The following is a 15,253-nucleotide window of genomic DNA, read 5'->3' on the forward strand; positions in this document are numbered from 1 at the left end:
GGGCTGTCGGTGGCCGCGCGCTGTCAGTGGCCCCCATTAGAGTGATCGCATGCATTCACGGGGGCGTGTTCTCAAGTTCACGGCGGTCATGGCGATGGTGGTGCTCGCGCTGACGGGCTTCTCCAGCGGTCACAAGAGCAGCGGGCGGCACAGGAGCAGCCACAGCGACAGTGACAGCGGCGGAGGGTGCAGCAGCTCCCGCCAGGACCACGACAGCTACAGCACCGGCGGGGGAAGCAGCGGCGGCAGTTCGTCCAGCCGGACCAGGGTGCTGAGGGACGGTTCCGTGCGCCTGGTGAGCTGTGCGACGAGGACCGACCCGTACTCGACGGCCGAGGTCACCAACCCCAACAGCCGCGCGAGCACCTTCAAGGTCTCCTTCTCCTTCGAGGACAAGGACGGCCACCTGCTGTCGGTCGCGTACCCGGAGGTCACGGTGCCCGCGAAGGGCACGGAGACCGTCCGGGTGAAGGCGAGCGCCGCCCTCCTCACCCACCTCGACCACTGCCAGGTCGAACCCGAGGCCGACAGGGTCTCCTGACCGTCAGTCCCGGAGCCCTGTCAGGAACTCCACCAGCAGCTCGTTGACCTCGTCCGGCCGCTCCTGCTGGGTCCAGTGGCCGCAGCCCTTCAGCCGGACGGGGTCCCGGACCAGGTTCGGCATCAGCCGCGGAAGCTGCTCGATCAGTTCCGGCGTGCCCGGGAACGCCGGCACCAGGTCCCGGTCGCCGTACACGTACAGGGCCGGCGGGGTGACCCGGGCGCCGTGCCAAGGGGCCGTCAGTTCCCAGTTGCGGTCCAGGTTGCGGTACCAGTTCAGGGCGCCGGTGAAGCCCTGGGTGTAGCTCGCGGCGAGTTCGTCGAGGTCCTGCTCGGTGAGCCAGTCGGGGAGCGTCCCGGGGTCGGGCATGTCGGCGAGCCAGCCGCGGTCCAGGTCGGTCACCAGGGCCTGCTCGTAGCGGCCCGCGTCGGGGGCGTCGCCCGAGGCGCCGTACAGCAGCCTGCGCAGGGCCGCGCGCGGGTCCTTGCCGAACTCGGCGTCGGCCGGGCCCGGCTCGGCGAACCAGTTCCAGTAGAAGTGCCCGTCGAACCGCTCCCGCATGACCTCCAGCGGCGGCCGCTCCCCGCGGAACGGCGGCGGCACGCTCAGCCCGGCGACCCCGCGCACCACGTCCGGCCGCAGCAGGGCGGTGTGCCAGGCCACCGGCGCGCCCCAGTCGTGCCCGACCACGAAGGCCCGCTCCTCGCCGAGTGCGTGGATCAGCCCGACGACATCGCCGACCAGGTGCAGGATGCTGTACGCCGACACGTCCTCGGGGTGGTCGCTGGTGCCGTATCCGCGCTGGTCGGGCGCGACCACCCGGAAGCCGGCCGCGGCCAACGGGGCGAACTGGTGGCGCCAGGAGTGCCAGGACTCCGGGAAGCCGTGCAGCAGCACGACGAGCGGCCCCTCGCCCTCCTCGGCGATGTGCAGCCGTATGCCGTTCACGTCGGCCATGCGATGTTCAACCATGGAGTGAGCATACGCCTGTACAGTGCATTGAAATTGCTAACGCAATCGGAATCCGGGTTGTCGGGAACGGAACAGCGCGGCCTGCCGGTCCGGCGGCAGGTTCCCGAGCGCGATGAGGTGCGGGGCCTGCGCGAAACCCCGCTGCACGGCGGCCTCCTTGGCGGCCCAGAGGGCGCGGACCGTGCCCTGCACCCCCTCCGGCGGATGCCCGGCGATGACCTCCGCCGCGGCGGTCGCGGCTGCCAACGCCCCGCCCGACTCGGTGAGTTCCGTGACCAGCCCGATGGCGTGGGCGCGCGCCGCGGAGAGCCGTTCCGCCGTCCCCATGAGCGCCGACCGCGCGGCCTCCCCGTGCGGCATGAGCTGCGCCATCAGCACCGACTCGTAGGCGGAGACCATGCCGTAGGTGGTGTGCGGGTCGAAGAAGGTCGCGGCCGGCTCGGCGACGAGGAAGTCGCACTCGCCGAGCAGGTAGAAGGCGCCGCCGCAGGCCATCCCGTTGACGGCGGCGACGACCGGCTTCCACAGGTCGTTGGACTTCGGACCGACGTTCAGCAGTGGATCGTCGCTCATGTAGGGCGAGTTCGGCTGCGGCACCTCGGCGTCCCGGTCGAGCCCCGTGCAGAAGGCCCGCTCCCCGGCCCCGGTCAGCACCACGGCCCGCACGGCGTCGTCGAACCGCAACTCCCCCCAGGTGGAGACGAGTTCGTCCCGCAGGGCGAGGTCGATCGCGTTCAGCCGCTCGGGCCGGTCGAGGGTGACGACCGTGACGCCGGTGTCCTTGTCGGCGGTGACCCGCAGGCCGCTCACGCGAGCACCCACTGAGGGAGCCCGTCCGAGAAGACCACGTGCACCCGGGCGCCGATACGGATGTGGCCGGGATCAAGGGAGTTGAGCGGCGCCCCCGCAGTGCGCACCAGGTTGCCCACCAGGCGGATCCGCGGTGCCTCCTCCAGTTCGACCACGACGACGTTGTACGGCGCCTGCGCCGCGTAGTCGGGCAGCAGGGGCGGGTGCGGGACGACGTAGGACCAGACGCGGCCGCGGCCGGAGACGGGGCGCCACTCCTGCGCGAAGGACTGGCAGTGCGGGCAGCAGGGGCGGGGCGGGAAGCGGAGTTCGCCGCAGTCGGCGCAGGCCTGGACGCGGAGTTCACCCCGCTCGGCGTACTCCCAGAAGGGGGCGCCCGTGGGGTCCTTCACCGGTTCGAGCATGTCAGCTCCTGTTGGTCAGCAGCAGGGCGGAGGTGGGGACGCCCTCGCCGGCGGTGACGAGGCAGGTCGCGGCGTCCGGCACCTGGGCGGTGCTGGTCCCGCGCAGCTGCCGTACGCCTTCGTCGATGAGGTTGAAGCCGTGCACGTACGCCTCGGACAGCCCGCCCCCGCCGGTGTTGATCGGCAGCCGTCCGCCGATCTCCAGGGCCCCCTGCTCGGTGAACGCGCCGCCCTCGCCGCGGCCGCAGAAGCCGTACCCCTCCAGGGACAGCGGGACGAGGGAGGTGAACGCGTCGTAGATCTGGGCCACGTCGACGTCCTGGGGCGTGAAGTCGGCGTGCTTCCACAGGTGTCGGGCGGCGGTCCAGGCGGGTCCGGTGAGCGGGTCGTCGTTCCAGTAGTTGACCATGCCGTGGTGCTGGGCGGGCAGGCCCTGGGCGGCGGAGTGGACGTAGACCGGGGTCCGCGGGCAGTCCCGGGCGCGCTCCCTGCTGACGACCACGCACGCCAACGCCCCGTCCGTCTCCAGGCAGTTGTCGAAGAGGCAGAGCGGCTCGCTGATCCAGCGGGAGGTCATGTACATCTCGCGGGTCAGGGGACGGTCGTACATGATCGCGGCGGGGTTCTGGTTGGCGCGGTTGCGGCAGGCGAGGGCGACGTTGAAGAGGTGGTCGCGGGTCGCGCCGTACTCGTGCATGTAGCGGCGGGTGAGCATGGCTATCTCGTCGGCGGGCCGGAGCAGCCCGAAGGGTCTCGTCCACTGGGCCGGGGTGGGGAGTTGGACGGTCGTGTTGGTCCAGGGGCGGGGCCCGGAGCCGCGTTTGCGGGAGCGCCAGGCCACCCCGACCGTGGCCTGGCCGCTCGCGATCGCTGCCGCGAGGTGGGCGACCGTCGCGCACGAACCGCCGCCGCCGTAGCCGACCTTGCTGAAGAAGGTGAGGTCGCCGAAGCCGACGGCCTTGGCGAGCTCGACCTCGTCGGTCTCCTCCATGGTGTAGGAGGCGAGGGCGTCGACCTCGCCCGGGGCGATCCCGGCGTCGTCGAGGGCGGCGAGAACGGCCCGGCAGGCCAGGGTCCGCTCGTCCTCGGCGAGATTCTTCGCGAACCGGGTCCGTCCGATGCCCACGATCGCCGTGGCGTCCTTGAGGGTCACGCTGCACGCACCTCCGCACCTGTGAGGCCTGCTGACAGCCCGTCAGGCTACAGCTAATCTGACGGGTAGTCAGCTAACGCGTTTCCGCTTTCGGGGAGGCCGATGTGGAGTGGCGCAGCATCCCGGAACTGGTCCAGTGGGCGGCGCGGCGGTACGGCTCCGCGGAAGCGGTCGTGGAGGGCCGACACCGCATCACCTACGGCGAGTTGGGCGCCCGCGTGGAGCGCGCGGCGGCCGCGTGCCTCGCGAACGACGTGCGGCCCGGCGACCGGGTGGCCGTCTGGGCCCCCAACTCCCTGGACTGGATGGTCTCGGCGCTGGGCGCGGTGTCGGCGGGCGCGGTCCTGGTGCCCCTCAACACCCGCTTCAAGGGCACCGAGGCCGCGGACGTCCTGCGCAGGAGCGGGGCCCGTCTGCTGTTCGTGACCGGCACCTTCCTCGGCACCTCCTACGTGGCCTCCCTGCGCCGGGCGATCGCGGAGGGCCCGGGGCTGCCGTCCCTTGACCAGGTCGTGGTGCTCTCGGACGACGCCCCCGCCGACTTCCGCACCTGGAAGGAGTTCCTGGCGAGCGGCGACGGGGTGGGGGAGGCGCAGGTGCGGGCGCGCGCCGCCGCCGTCGAGGGGGTGTGGCCCTCGGACATCGTCTTCACGTCCGGGACGACCGGCCGCTCCAAGGGTGCGGTGATCACCCACGAGCAGACGTTGCGGGCGTACGACGTCTGGTGCGAACTCGCCGGGCTGCGGCAGGGCGACCGCTACCTGATCGTCAACCCCTTCTTCCACACCTTCGGTTACAAGGCCGGGGTGATCGCCTGCCTGATGCGCGGGGCGACGATGATCCCGCAGCCGGTCTTCAACGTGGACACCGTGCTGGCGAACATCGCGGCGGAACGCGTCTCGGTCCTGCCCGGCCCGCCCACCCTCCACCAGTCCCTCCTGGACCACCCGGCCCGCACCTCGCACGACCTCTCCGCCCTGCGCCTGGTGGTGACGGGCGCGGCCGTGGTCCCGCTCCGGCTGGTCGAGCAACTCCACGGCGAACTGGGCGTGGAGACGGTCCTGACCGCCTACGGACTCTCGGAGGCCAGCGGCATCGTCACGATGTGCCGCCGCGGCGACCCGCTGCCGGTGATCGCGTCGACGTCCGGCCGGGCCATCCCCGGCACCGAGGTCCGCGTCGAGGCACCGCCCGGGCAGCCCGGCGAGATCCTGGTCCGGGGCTTCAACGTGATGCGCGGCTACTTCGAGGACGAGGCGGCCACCGAGGAGGCGGTCACGGAGGACGGCTGGCTGCGCACGGGAGACGTCGGCGTCCTGGACCCCTCGGGGAACCTCCGCATCACCGACCGCCTGAAGGACATGTTCATCGTCGGCGGCTTCAACGCGTACCCGGCGGAGATCGAGCAACTCCTCGGCCTGCACCCGGCGGTGGCCGACGTGGCGGTCATCGGCGTCCCCGACCCCCGCCTCGGCGAGGTGGGCAAGGCGTACGTCGTGCGCCGCCCGGCCTCGACCCTGACCGCCGACGACCTGATCGCCTGGGCCCGCCGGGAGATGGCGAACTACAAGGTCCCGAGAACGGTGGAGTTCGTGACGCAACTCCCGCGGAACGCCAGCGGGAAGGTGGTGAAGGGGGAGCTGCGGGGGCTGTGAGCCATCGCCCCGGACACGCCTCGGCCGCGGCGGCTCCCCCTCCGCGCCGCCGCGGCCGATCCCCGTGCGGGAAAGGAGTCCTGTCAGACGGGCTCGTCCGTGGCGTGGATGTTGTCCGTGCCGGCCTCGGCCGTGCTGTCGTCCGTCTTGAGCTTGGCCGCCGCCTTGAGCGGCTCGCTCGTGGCGTGGATGTTGTCCGTGCCCACGGCCGTCTCGTCCTCGACGTCGGTGGCGTGGATGTTGTCGGTGGTGTTGTCGTCGCTCATGGACTGCCTCCCCTGACAGTTCGGATGCCTGTGGTGCGGGTCGGCCCGGAGACTCCCCCGAGGGTCGCCGGGCCGACCGCGAGACCGCTCACCGTAGTGCAACGGTCCAGGTCGTCCCGTCTGCCCCCCGACGCGACGCGACGACAGGACGAGAGTGCCGGACCGCGATAAACGAACGATGAACGTCCGCCCCCGCACCCGCCGCGCCCGCACCCGCCGCCCCCGCCGTCAGTCGAGACAGAACTCGTTGCCCTCGACGTCCCGCATCACGATGCACGACTCGTTGTACTCGTCGGCGAGCAGCACCCGCTCCCGGGCCGCCCCGAGCGCCACCAGCCGCGCGCACTCGGCCTCCAGCGCGGCGAGCCGCTCCTCACCCACGAGTCCGGTGCCGACCCGTACGTCGAGATGCACCCGGTTCTTGACGACCTTGCCCTCGGGGACGCGCTGGAAGTACAGCCGCGGGCCCACGCCCGAGGGGTCCTGGCAGACGAACCCGGCGCCCTGCCGCTCCGGCGGCTGGGTGCGTTCGTAGTCGGCCCAGTCGGCGAAGCCCTCCGGCGGCGGCGGTACGACGTACCCGAGCACCTCGCACCAGAAGCGGGCCACGCGCTCGGGCTCGGCACAGTCGAAGGTGATCTGGATCTTCCTGGTCGGTGACATCGGCGCACCCTAGCAAGGGACGCCGACCCCCCTACGCCAGTGCCAGCGGGGAGAGCAGGGCCCTGACCGACTCCGCCTCCGGTGCGTCGAGGGCCTCGAACAGCTCCAGCGCCTCCCGCCAGCAGACCTGAGCCCGGCCCGGCTGCCCGATCCCGCTGAGCCCGTGACCGAGGACCACCAGGACACCCGCCCGGCGCCAGTCGCCGCCGATGCCGCGCAGCACGGTCAGGGCCGTCTCGGCGTTCGACGCGGCCTGCGCCGGCCGCCGCGCGGCGAGGTCGGCCTCCGCGAGGCGGAACAGGGACATGCCCTCCCACAGACGCTGACGGCTGTCCTGGAACACCGTCAGGGCCTCCTGGAGGCGGGCGGTCGCCTCGGGCAGCCTGCCGTGCTGGGTGAGCGCGAGGCCCAGCGCGTAACGGGCGTTGGCGCCCTTGAGGGCGTGCCCCATCGCGTCGTACGTCTCCATGCCCTGCCGGGCCAGCAGGACCGCGCTCTCGGTGCGGCCGCCGGCCAGGTGGATACGGGAGAGGTTGCACAGGGCGCTGGCCTCGCCGGCCGGGTCCTCGCAGGCGCGGAAGCCCTCGATGGCCCGGGTGAGGTGGGCCTCGCCGTCGTCGTTGCGGCTCTGGTAGACCGCGAGCACGCCGAGGATGTTGGACGCCCAGCAGTCCGCCAGCGGATCGGGTGCCGCGTCGATCAGCTCGTGGGCGCGGGCGGCCTCCTCGTCGGCCAGGTCGAAGCGGCCGGTGAGGCTGTGCGCGTACCCGAGCGTGATCAGCGCGCGGGCCTCCGCCCGCGCGTCCCCGGCCTCCCGCGCGGCCTCGCGCAGGGCCGAGGCGACCCCTTCGTACGCCTTGGAGTTGGTGCCGGACTCCGCGAGGTCCACGGCGGCCCACAGCAGGTCGACCGCGCGCCTGAGGAACCCCGAGCCGGCCGACTGGCGGACGCAGGCCAGCAGGCACACCGCCTCCGCGTACAGCCAGTCCTGCGCCCGGTGCCGGTCGGCGAAGACCAGCCCCGGGTACTGCGGGGTGGCGAGGTGGTCGACCAGCCGGTCCCCGGGCCGTTCGATGAGGTACACGCCCGCCACGGTGGCCAGGTAGAAGTCGAGGAGCCGGGACAGGGCGGCCTCCCGCTCGCTGGGCGGCCACTCGTCGCGTTCGGCGCACGCACGCGCGTAGAGCCGTACGAGATCGTGGAACCGGTAGCGGCCCGGTGCCGCCGACTCCAGGAGCGAGGTGTCGACCAGGGCCTCCAGCAGGTCCTCGGTGTCCTCGGCGGGCAGATCGAGTACGGCGGCCGCCGCGGCCAGCGCGATGTCCGGGCCGTCGGCGAGGCCGAGCAGGCGGAAGGCGCGCGCCTGGGCGGGCTCCAGCTGGCCGTAGCCGAGCTCGAAGGTGGCCTTGACGGCGAGGTCGCCGGCCTGGAGCTCGTCGAGACGGCGGCGCTCGTCGGCGAGCTTCGCCGCGAGGACGGACACCGTCCAGGTGCGGCGGGACGCGAGGCGGGAGGCGGCGATGCGGATGGCGAGCGGGAGGAAGCCGCAGGCGGCGACCACGTCGAGGGCGGCCTCGCGCTCGGCGGCGACCCGCTCCTCGCCGACGATCCTGGTGAACAGCTGGAGGGCCTCGTCGGGGGACATCACGTCCAGGTCGACCAGGTGCGCCCCGGCCAGGTCGACCATCCGCACGCGGGAGGTGACGAGGGCGGCGCAGCCCTCGGTGCCCGGCAGCAGGGGCCGTATCTGGGCCGCGTCGCGCGCGTTGTCGAGCAGGACCAGGACCCGGCGGCCGTCGAGGACCGAGCGGTACAGGGCGGCCCGTTCCTCCAGGGAGTCGGGTATCGCGGAGTCGGCGGTGCCGAGGGCCCTGAGGAAGGCGCCGAGGACCGTCTCGGGGTCGGCGGCGCGGGAGCCTGCGCCCTGGAGGTCGACGTAGAGCTGTCCGTCGGGGAAGGCCGCACGGGCCTGGTGGGCCACGTGCACGGCCAGCGTGGTCTTGCCGACGCCGCCGATGCCGGCCAGGGCGGACACCGCCATCACGCGGCCCTCGGAACCGGAGGCGAGGATCTCGCTGAGTTCGGTGACGAAGGCGGCGCGGCCGGTGAAGTCCGGCACGGTCGCCGGGAGTTGGGCGGGGCGGACGGGGGCGGCGACCGGTTCGGGCTGCGGCGAGGAGGGCTCCGCGAGGCCGGGGTCGGCCCGGAGGATGCGCTGCTGGAGCTCGCGCAGGCCGGGGCGCGGGTCGACGCCGAGTTCGTCGGCGAGCAGGCGGCGGGTGTCGGCGTAGACCGCGAGGGCCTCCGCCTGGCGGCCGCTGCGGTACAGGGCGAGCATGAGGAGTTCCCTGAACCGCTCGCGCAGCGGGTGTTCGGCGGTGAGGGCGGTCAACTCCGAGACGGCCTCGGCGTGGCAGCCCTGCTCCAGGTCCATGTCGAGGCGGGATTCGAGGAGTTGCAGCCGCCACTCCTCCAGCCGGACCCGCTGTGCCTCGGCGTACGGGCCCGGCACGCCGGCCAGCACCTCGCCGTCCCACACGGCCAGCGCCCGGCTCAGGACCTCCCGTGCGTGGCACAGGTCGCCGGCACTCCTGGCCTTCTCGGCCTCGGTGGCGAGTTCCTGGGCGGCGGCCAGGTCCAGCGCGTCCTCGCCGAGCCCGCGGATCGCGTAGCCGCCGGACTCGCTGACCAGGATGCCGGGGTCGAGGATCTTGCGGAGCCGCGAGGCGTAGGTCCGTACGGCGGCCAGCGCCTGCGACGGCGGCTCCTCGCCCCACAGCGCGTCGATCAGTTCGGCGGCGGTGGCGGTACGGCCCTCGCGCAGCAGCAGGGCGGCCAGCAGCGCGCGCTGCTGGGGCGACCCGGTGCTCAGCAACTCCTCGCCACGCCGGGCCCGCACGGGCCCGAGCACGGAGAAACGCAGCGGCGGAACGTCGGCGGCCTCGGCCTGGACGGCCGGTCTCGCGCTGTCCGCGTCCACCACGACCCCCGCCGAGGACCCCGCGTTCTTCCCGCCCTCCGTCGAGGCGCCGGGACGCCACTGCTCGGGCACCCTCGGTTCACCGTCCATCGCCGTCCCCCTAGGGCCTGTCTACAACCCCGTCAGTCTGCCTTGTGAACCGTGGTCGCGTCAGCTGTGGAGAGCGTGATCACAGGGGGCCGCGCGGTGATATCACAACCCTCTTACCATCTCTCCGCGTCCGTTCGCGGGGGAAGCGGGGCGATCGGCCGTCGCCCACGGAGCTGACGGGTCGTCAGATCGGCGCTACCGTGGGCGCCATGGAGACCACGACGGCACTTCCGAAGATCATCTCCGTCGACGACCACACCGTGGAGCCCTCCGACGTCTGGCAGAGCCGGCTCCCGAAGAAGTACCTGGACACCGGCCCCCGCACGGTCCGCGCCCCGCTGAAGGAGATGTCCTTCCTCGGCGGCCGCTTCAAGCCCGTCATGGGCGCCCCCGGGGACGACGGCCCCCTGGGCGACTGGTGGATCTACGAGGACCTGCGCCGACCGCTCACCCGCCTCGACACCGCGGTCGGCTACAGCAGGGACGAGATCAGGCTGGAGGTCATCACCTACGAGCAGATGCGCCCCGGCTCCTACGACGTCCCCGCCCGCCTCGCCGACATGGACGTCAACCACGTCCAGTCCGCCCTCTGCTTCCCCACCTTCCCCCGCTTCTGCGGCCAGACCTTCACCGAGGCCAAGGACCACGAACTGGGCCTGCTGTGCGTGCAGGCGTACAACGACTGGATGGTGGAGGAGTGGTGCGGCCCGCAGGCCGAGGGCCGCCTGATCCCCCTGACCCTGATCCCGCTGTGGGACGCCGAGCTGGCCGCCGCCGAGGTCCGCCGCAACGCCGCCCGGGGCGTGCGGGCCGTCGCCTTCTCCGAGATACCCCCGCACCTGGGCCTGCCCTCCGTCCACACCGACGCCTGGGACCCCTTCCTCGCCGCCTGCGACGAGACCGGCACGGTCGTCGCGATGCACATCGGCTCCAGCAGCCGTATGCCCTCCACCTCAGCCGACGCCCCGCCGGCGGTCGGCTCCACCATCACCTTCGCCAACTGCTGCTTCTCGATGGTCGACTGGCTGATGAGCGGCAAGTTCGAACGCTTCCCGAACCTCAAGGTCATGTACGCCGAGGGCCAGATCGGCTGGATCCCCTACATCCTGGAGCGCGCCGACGTGGTCTGGGAGGAGAACCGCGGCTGGGGCGGGGTCGCCGACAAGGTCCACCGCCCGCCGTCCGAGCTCTTCACCGACCACGTCTACGGCTGCTTCTTCGACGACGCGTTCGGCCTGAGGAACCTCGACGCGATCGGCGTCGGCAACGTCCTCTACGAGACCGACTACCCCCACTCCGACTCCACCTGGCCCAAGTCCCGCGAGGTCGGCGAGGCCCAGATGGGGCACCTGGCCCCCGACGTGGTGGAACGGATCGTCCGCGGCAACGCCATCGAACTGCTCGGGCTCACCCCCGAGGGGCTGTGGAGCGGTGCATGAGATACGGCATCCAGCTCCCCGTCCAGTCCCAGAGCACGATCTACGCCGAACCCTGGGAGGCTGAGGCGACCCCCGCCGACCTCGCCGGGATCGCCCGCGCCGCGGACCGCGCCGGGTTCGACTACATCGCCGCCTGCGACCACGTGGCGATCCCCCGCCGCCTCGCCCCCGCGATGAGCACGATCTGGTACGACCCGGTCGCCACCCTCGCCTTCCTGGCGGCCGTGACCGAACGGGCCCGGCTGCTCAGCCACGTGGCGGTGGTGGGCCTCCGGCATCCCCTGCTCACCGCCAAGCAGTACGCCACCCTCGACCACCTCAGCGGCGGACGGCTCGTCCTCGGGGTCGGTGCCGGGCACGTCCAGGAGGAGTTCGAGGCGCTCGGCGTCGACTTCACCCACCGCGGGGCCGTCCTCGACGAGTCGATCGACGCCCTGCGCAGCGCCCTCGGACCCGAGGAGTTCCCCGAACACCACGGCAAGCTCTACGACTTCGAGGGGCTCGGCCAGCGCCCCCGGCCCGCCCAGGCCCACGTCCCGCTGTGGGTCGGAGGCTCCTCCCCGGCCGCCGTACGCCGGGCCGCCCTCAAGGGCGACGGCTGGCTGCCCCAGGGCGATCCCCGGGACCGGCTGCCCGCACAGATCGAGCGGATCCGGCGGCTGCGGCAAGAGGCGGGCCTGGACGGGCCGTTCACCGTCGGGGCCATCGCCGAACCGCTCTACCTCGGCACCCCCGCGTGGGACGTCGGCCGCCGCACGCTCAGCGGCGCCCCCGACGCACTCGCCGAGTCGCTGCGGGCCTACCGCGCGATGGGGGTGGACCAGATCCAGGTCCGCTTCCGCAGCCGGAGCTGCTCCGAACTCCTCGCCCAGATAGAGGAGTTCGGCGCCGAGGTCGGTTCGTCGTTGAAAGCTTGAACACCTGCCCGCCGGGCCGCGTATCCAGGGATGTACGGATGTGACGGCTCCGGCGGAAGGACCGTAAGTGCGCACCTCCGGCAACTCCCCCCACACCTCGCCCCACCCTTCCGGCCCTGCCTCCCCCGTCCACGGCTTCCCCCGGCTGACCGTCGCCCTGGCATGCGCCGACGGCGACTGGCCGCACGCGGGCTGGCCCGCCGCGGACGACCCGTACGTGGGCCGGGCCATCCAGCTGAAGCGGCCCTTCCTGGTCCCGGCGGGGGCCGACGTCGTCGTCCTGCGCTGCGCCGAACCGCTCGACGCGCTCGCGGAGCTGGGCGGTGCGGGCGCCCCGGTGATCGTGGTCAGCCCGCACCGGGACACGGAGACCGTCGTGGAGGTCTTCCGGCGCGGCGCGGGCTACCTCGTCGAGGGCGACCACTGCACCTGCATGCTCTCCTCGGCCGTCGTCGGCGCGACCGTGGGACACACCTATCTCTCGCCCTCCGCCTGTGCCGCCCTGCGCGACGGCGTCCGGGGCGCCCCCGAGCAGGGCGATTCCGCCGAGGGCCTGCGGGAGCTGCTCTCGCCGCGTGAACGCGAGGTCATGGAGCTGCTGTCGACCGGTCTGGGCGCCCAGGAGATCGGGCTGCGGCTGAGCCTGAGCGAGAAGACCATCCGCAACAACCTCAGCAACATCTACGCCAAGCTGCACGCCCGCGGCAGCACGGACGCGGTCCTGCGATGGCTGGGAGCCGCGCCCGTGGTTCGCACCTGAGAACCGCTAAGGAGCGGTCACCTCCGAGAGCGGGATTTCCACGTCGGTGACATTCGCGCCGCCCTGGCCGAATCCGGGTTCCGACCGGACCGCCCGTGTCGTGCTCTGCGCGGAATCACCGGTGGCTTTGGAGAGTGTGGCCGCTTCGGTGGTTCCGCATTTCACATTGCGCAGCCAGAGCCGCCCGTCCGGAGTCCCGTTGTTGAGGATCTGCGGATAGAAGACGTGAATACCGGTGGCGCCCTCGCTCGGTGAGAAGAACACCGTCCGGCCGTCCTGCGGCTCCTTGTAGGTGGCCTTGAGGAATCCGCTCACGTCGGTGCGCTTGTGCGACCACATGAAGAAGCCCATGCTGTCCGGCTGCACGATGTCGGACCGGTCGAAGGCCAGGGTGGTCCTCTTGTCGTCCCGGGTGATGTTGATCTCCTGGGTCTGGAACTTGGCGCCGACCTCGAAGACCGAATTTCCCAGCCTGATGCCGCTGTCGACGGAGAACCCCTCCTCCAGCTGGACGGTCCGCGTCACCGAGGCGCTCACGCTGAAGGTCTTGGTGGTGGTCGAGGCGTTTCCGCAGTTGTCCGAGACGGGGGAGACCCGCTCGTTCGGGCCGAAGCTGTTCTGCTTGAACTGGACGTCGACGAACTCGCAGTTCTCCAGTCTGTCGGAGTCGGCGCGGCAGTCCGCCGAGACCTCCGACGGGGTGGCGGCGCCGGCGGAGTTGATCAGTGTGACGCCCGCGGCCACGGCGACCACGGGGGCGCCGACCATGAGCGCGACGCGCTTCCGGCGGCTGCGGCGACCATGGCTTCTGGAGCTGCTGTTCCGGGACATGAGGGGTTTCTCCTGGTGAGCGGGGTGGGGTGAGGCGGGGCGGAGTGCGGGGAGAGGTCAGCAGTCCTCGAGGACGGTCTTGGCGGTGCCGTCCACCACTCCGGGAGCGCCGGCGGCGCCGGGCAGCATGCTGGGGCCCTCGACCACGTCCGGCAGGACGAAGTTCTGCTCGGGCCGCGGGTTGTTGGCGAAGTCACCGGGGAAGGCGTCGACGCGCACCCGCCACTCGCCGGTCATGCGCTGCATCTTCGGCGTGAACTGGATGTGGGCGACCTTCCCGACCGGCACCTCGACGGAGTCCCTGCTGCCGGCCCTCGCCGAGTTGGTGGTCATGTCGAGGGAACTCCGGTGCACCGACCAGCTGCCGCTCAGCGCACCGAAGATACCGAGCGAGGCACCCTGCACGGTGGCGATCTGCTTGCCCTTGCCCTGGGCCACCTCGGACTCCCACGCGATGGAGACCCTGGCCGGATCGGTCGCGTTCGGCTCGCAGTTGGGGAAGTCGATCGACGCCTTCTCGGTGGGGCCGTCGAAGGTCTCGAACTTCGTCTCGACGAAATCACAGTTGTCCGAACCGAATCCCGGCCCTGCGATGGGGTGGCCCCCGAAGTCCTCGATGGACTGCTGTTTTCCCTGAAGGACCTTGGCCCTCTTGCACAGGTCCATGATCTCGGCCGCCGATTTCTCCTCGGCCGCGTTCGCCGACGGCAGCAGAACGGCGGCCAGGGTGCCGCCGGTGACGAGAGCCGCACCCATCGCCACATAGCGGACCTTCCTGTTCCTGAGTCTCCTGCGGGACACGCGGTTCTCCGTTCTTGAGGGTTGCTTTACCTGTTGCGGAAGGATTGTTGGCGAGACGAACAGGCCGTGCACAGAGGCAAATGTCCCTACCCGTGAGTTACTTGCTATCTGACGTTGCGTCAGATCCGGCGCTACGATGCGAACTCCACCGATGCGAAGGGGTTCGCCATGGGCAAGCTCGACGGACGCGTCGTCCTGGTCACCGGAGCGGCACGCGGACAGGGGGAGCAGGAGGCCCGGCTGTTCCGCGAGGAGGGTGCCGAGGTCGTCGTGGCGGATGTGCTCGACGACCAGGGCCGGGCCCTCGCCGAGGAGATAGGCGCCCGCTACGTCCACCTCGACGTCAGCCGGGAGGAGGAGTGGCGGTCCGCGGCCGAGGAGGTCACCGAGGCCTACGGCCGGATCGACGGACTGGTCAACAACGCCGGCATCCTGCGCTTCAACGCCCTGCTGGACACGCCCCTCGACGAGTTCATGCGGATCGTCGAGGTCAACCAGGTCGGCTGCTTCCTGGGCATCCGGACGCTCGCGCCCCGCATGTCCGACGGCGGCACCATCGTCAACACCGCCTCCTACACCGGGGTGACCGGTATGGCGGCGGTGGGCGCCTACGCGGCCAGCAAGCACGCGATCCTCGGGCTCACCCGCGTCGCCGCCCTGGAACTCGCCCCCCGGGGCATCCGCGTCAACGCCATGTGCCCCGGCGCCATCGACACCGCGATGTCCAATCCGGCCGCGCTCGACCCCGGCCTGGACGGTGAGGAGGCCGCCCGCGGACTGGACCGCTTCTACCGCAAGCTCGTGCCGCTCGGGCGGATCGGGCGGCCGGAGGAGGTGGCGCGGCTCGCGCTCTTCCTCAGCTGCGAGGACTCCTCCTACATCACCGGCCAGCCGTTCGTGATCGACGGCGGGTGGCTGGCCGGAGTCTCTCTCGGCTGACGGGCCGTCATGTCTTGACCATCCACGCGCCC

At 71.8% G+C, this 15,253-nt stretch carries 15 protein-coding genes; 6 read left to right on the plus strand and 9 right to left on the minus strand.

What is annotated here, in order from left to right; translation table 11 throughout:
- Positions 1-49: 49 nt before the first annotated feature.
- On the plus strand, positions 50-541 hold the full coding sequence (locus H295_RS0122910; RefSeq protein ID WP_020137691.1) for a hypothetical protein: 492 nt from the start codon (positions 50-52) through the stop codon (positions 539-541).
- A 3-nt stretch (positions 542-544) separates the two neighbouring features.
- Here the strand turns inward: H295_RS0122910 and H295_RS0122915 are convergent, their stop codons facing one another.
- From H295_RS0122915 to H295_RS0122930, 4 genes are read right to left on the minus strand one after another with little or no spacing between them, the layout of a single operon-like run.
- Complete coding sequence (locus H295_RS0122915) at positions 545-1,513, minus strand: alpha/beta fold hydrolase (protein ID WP_043217815.1); 969 nt, start codon at positions 1,511-1,513, stop codon at positions 545-547.
- A gap of 36 nt (positions 1,514-1,549) precedes the next feature.
- Positions 1,550-2,323: an enoyl-CoA hydratase-related protein gene (locus H295_RS0122920; protein ID WP_020137693.1), complete on the minus strand. Its 774-nt coding sequence runs from the start codon at positions 2,321-2,323 to the stop codon at positions 1,550-1,552.
- Positions 2,320-2,727, minus strand: a complete 408-nt coding sequence (locus H295_RS0122925) for a Zn-ribbon domain-containing OB-fold protein (protein WP_020137694.1) — start codon at positions 2,725-2,727, stop codon at positions 2,320-2,322. The genes H295_RS0122920 and H295_RS0122925 overlap by 4 nt, the downstream gene beginning before the upstream one ends.
- A gap of 1 nt (position 2,728) precedes the next feature.
- Positions 2,729-3,880 carry a lipid-transfer protein gene (locus H295_RS0122930; protein WP_020137695.1) on the minus strand — a complete coding sequence of 384 codons (1,152 nt, stop codon included), beginning with the start codon at positions 3,878-3,880 and terminating at the stop codon, positions 2,729-2,731.
- A gap of 104 nt (positions 3,881-3,984) precedes the next feature.
- Between H295_RS0122930 and H295_RS0122935 the strand changes: the two genes are divergently transcribed.
- Positions 3,985-5,535, plus strand: a complete 1,551-nt coding sequence (locus H295_RS0122935) for a FadD3 family acyl-CoA ligase (RefSeq protein WP_020137696.1) — start codon at positions 3,985-3,987, stop codon at positions 5,533-5,535.
- An 83-nt stretch (positions 5,536-5,618) separates the two neighbouring features.
- Here H295_RS0122935 and H295_RS0122940 read toward each other — a convergent pair whose 3' ends face one another.
- The 3 genes from H295_RS0122940 to H295_RS0122950 form a co-directional block, all read right to left on the minus strand.
- Entirely contained in the window at positions 5,619-5,801 is a 183-nt protein-coding gene (locus H295_RS0122940; protein WP_020137697.1) for a hypothetical protein, read from the minus strand.
- A 228-nt stretch (positions 5,802-6,029) separates the two neighbouring features.
- On the minus strand, positions 6,030-6,464 hold the full coding sequence (locus tag H295_RS0122945; RefSeq protein ID WP_020137698.1) for a VOC family protein: 435 nt from the start codon (positions 6,462-6,464) through the stop codon (positions 6,030-6,032).
- A 31-nt stretch (positions 6,465-6,495) separates the two neighbouring features.
- Positions 6,496-9,534: an AfsR/SARP family transcriptional regulator gene (locus H295_RS0122950; RefSeq protein ID WP_020137699.1), complete on the minus strand. Its 3,039-nt coding sequence runs from the start codon at positions 9,532-9,534 to the stop codon at positions 6,496-6,498.
- Between the two features lie 209 nt (positions 9,535-9,743).
- Here H295_RS0122950 and H295_RS0122955 point away from each other — a divergent pair, with 209 nt between their 5' ends.
- The 3 genes from H295_RS0122955 (at position 9,744) to H295_RS0122965 (ending at position 12,650) form a co-directional block, all read left to right on the plus strand.
- A complete protein-coding gene (locus H295_RS0122955; protein ID WP_199788612.1) occupies positions 9,744-10,973 on the plus strand; it encodes an amidohydrolase family protein in 1,230 nt (409 codons plus the stop codon).
- A complete protein-coding gene (locus H295_RS0122960; RefSeq protein WP_020137701.1) occupies positions 10,970-11,890 on the plus strand; it encodes an LLM class F420-dependent oxidoreductase in 921 nt (306 codons plus the stop codon). The genes H295_RS0122955 and H295_RS0122960 overlap by 4 nt, the downstream gene beginning before the upstream one ends.
- Positions 11,891-11,957: 67 nt before the next feature.
- A complete protein-coding gene (locus H295_RS0122965) occupies positions 11,958-12,650 on the plus strand; it encodes a LuxR C-terminal-related transcriptional regulator (protein WP_020137702.1) in 693 nt (230 codons plus the stop codon).
- Between the two features lie 6 nt (positions 12,651-12,656).
- Here the strand turns inward: H295_RS0122965 and H295_RS0122970 are convergent, their stop codons facing one another.
- A complete protein-coding gene (locus H295_RS0122970; RefSeq protein ID WP_028809652.1) occupies positions 12,657-13,481 on the minus strand; it encodes a hypothetical protein in 825 nt (274 codons plus the stop codon).
- A gap of 57 nt (positions 13,482-13,538) precedes the next feature.
- Positions 13,539-14,237 carry a hypothetical protein gene (locus H295_RS0122975; RefSeq protein WP_020137704.1) on the minus strand — a complete coding sequence of 233 codons (699 nt, stop codon included), beginning with the start codon at positions 14,235-14,237 and terminating at the stop codon, positions 13,539-13,541.
- Positions 14,238-14,450: 213 nt separating this feature from the next.
- Here H295_RS0122975 and H295_RS0122980 point away from each other — a divergent pair, with 213 nt between their 5' ends.
- Positions 14,451-15,221 (plus strand): SDR family NAD(P)-dependent oxidoreductase, encoded by a 771-nt coding sequence (locus H295_RS0122980; RefSeq protein ID WP_020137705.1) that lies wholly within the window; start codon positions 14,451-14,453, stop codon positions 15,219-15,221.
- The last annotated feature ends 32 nt before the right edge of the window (positions 15,222-15,253 follow it).

The organism is Streptomyces sp. 351MFTsu5.1 (genome assembly GCF_000383655.1).
Lineage (GTDB): Bacteria > Actinomycetota > Actinomycetes > Streptomycetales > Streptomycetaceae > Streptomyces > Streptomyces griseorubiginosus.

What these genes read in the sequence shown, in the direction of transcription:
- H295_RS0122910 (WP_020137691.1), top strand. Translation starts at nt 50, where the DNA reads ATGCATTCACGGGGGCGTGTTCTCAAGTTCACGGCGGTCATGGCGATG.
- H295_RS0122915 (WP_043217815.1), bottom strand. Translation starts at nt 1,513, where the DNA reads ATGGTTGAACATCGCATGGCCGACGTGAACGGCATACGGCTGCACATC.
- H295_RS0122925 (WP_020137694.1), bottom strand. Translation starts at nt 2,727, where the DNA reads ATGCTCGAACCGGTGAAGGACCCCACGGGCGCCCCCTTCTGGGAGTAC.
- H295_RS0122940 (WP_020137697.1), bottom strand. Translation starts at nt 5,801, where the DNA reads ATGAGCGACGACAACACCACCGACAACATCCACGCCACCGACGTCGAG.
- H295_RS0122945 (WP_020137698.1), bottom strand. Translation starts at nt 6,464, where the DNA reads ATGTCACCGACCAGGAAGATCCAGATCACCTTCGACTGTGCCGAGCCC.
- H295_RS0122950 (WP_020137699.1), bottom strand. Translation starts at nt 9,534, where the DNA reads ATGGACGGTGAACCGAGGGTGCCCGAGCAGTGGCGTCCCGGCGCCTCG.
- H295_RS0122955 (WP_199788612.1), top strand. Translation starts at nt 9,744, where the DNA reads ATGGAGACCACGACGGCACTTCCGAAGATCATCTCCGTCGACGACCAC.
- H295_RS0122960 (WP_020137701.1), top strand. Translation starts at nt 10,970, where the DNA reads ATGAGATACGGCATCCAGCTCCCCGTCCAGTCCCAGAGCACGATCTAC.
- H295_RS0122970 (WP_028809652.1), bottom strand. Translation starts at nt 13,481, where the DNA reads ATGTCCCGGAACAGCAGCTCCAGAAGCCATGGTCGCCGCAGCCGCCGG.
- H295_RS0122975 (WP_020137704.1), bottom strand. Translation starts at nt 14,237, where the DNA reads ATGGGTGCGGCTCTCGTCACCGGCGGCACCCTGGCCGCCGTTCTGCTG.
- H295_RS0122980 (WP_020137705.1), top strand. Translation starts at nt 14,451, where the DNA reads ATGGGCAAGCTCGACGGACGCGTCGTCCTGGTCACCGGAGCGGCACGC.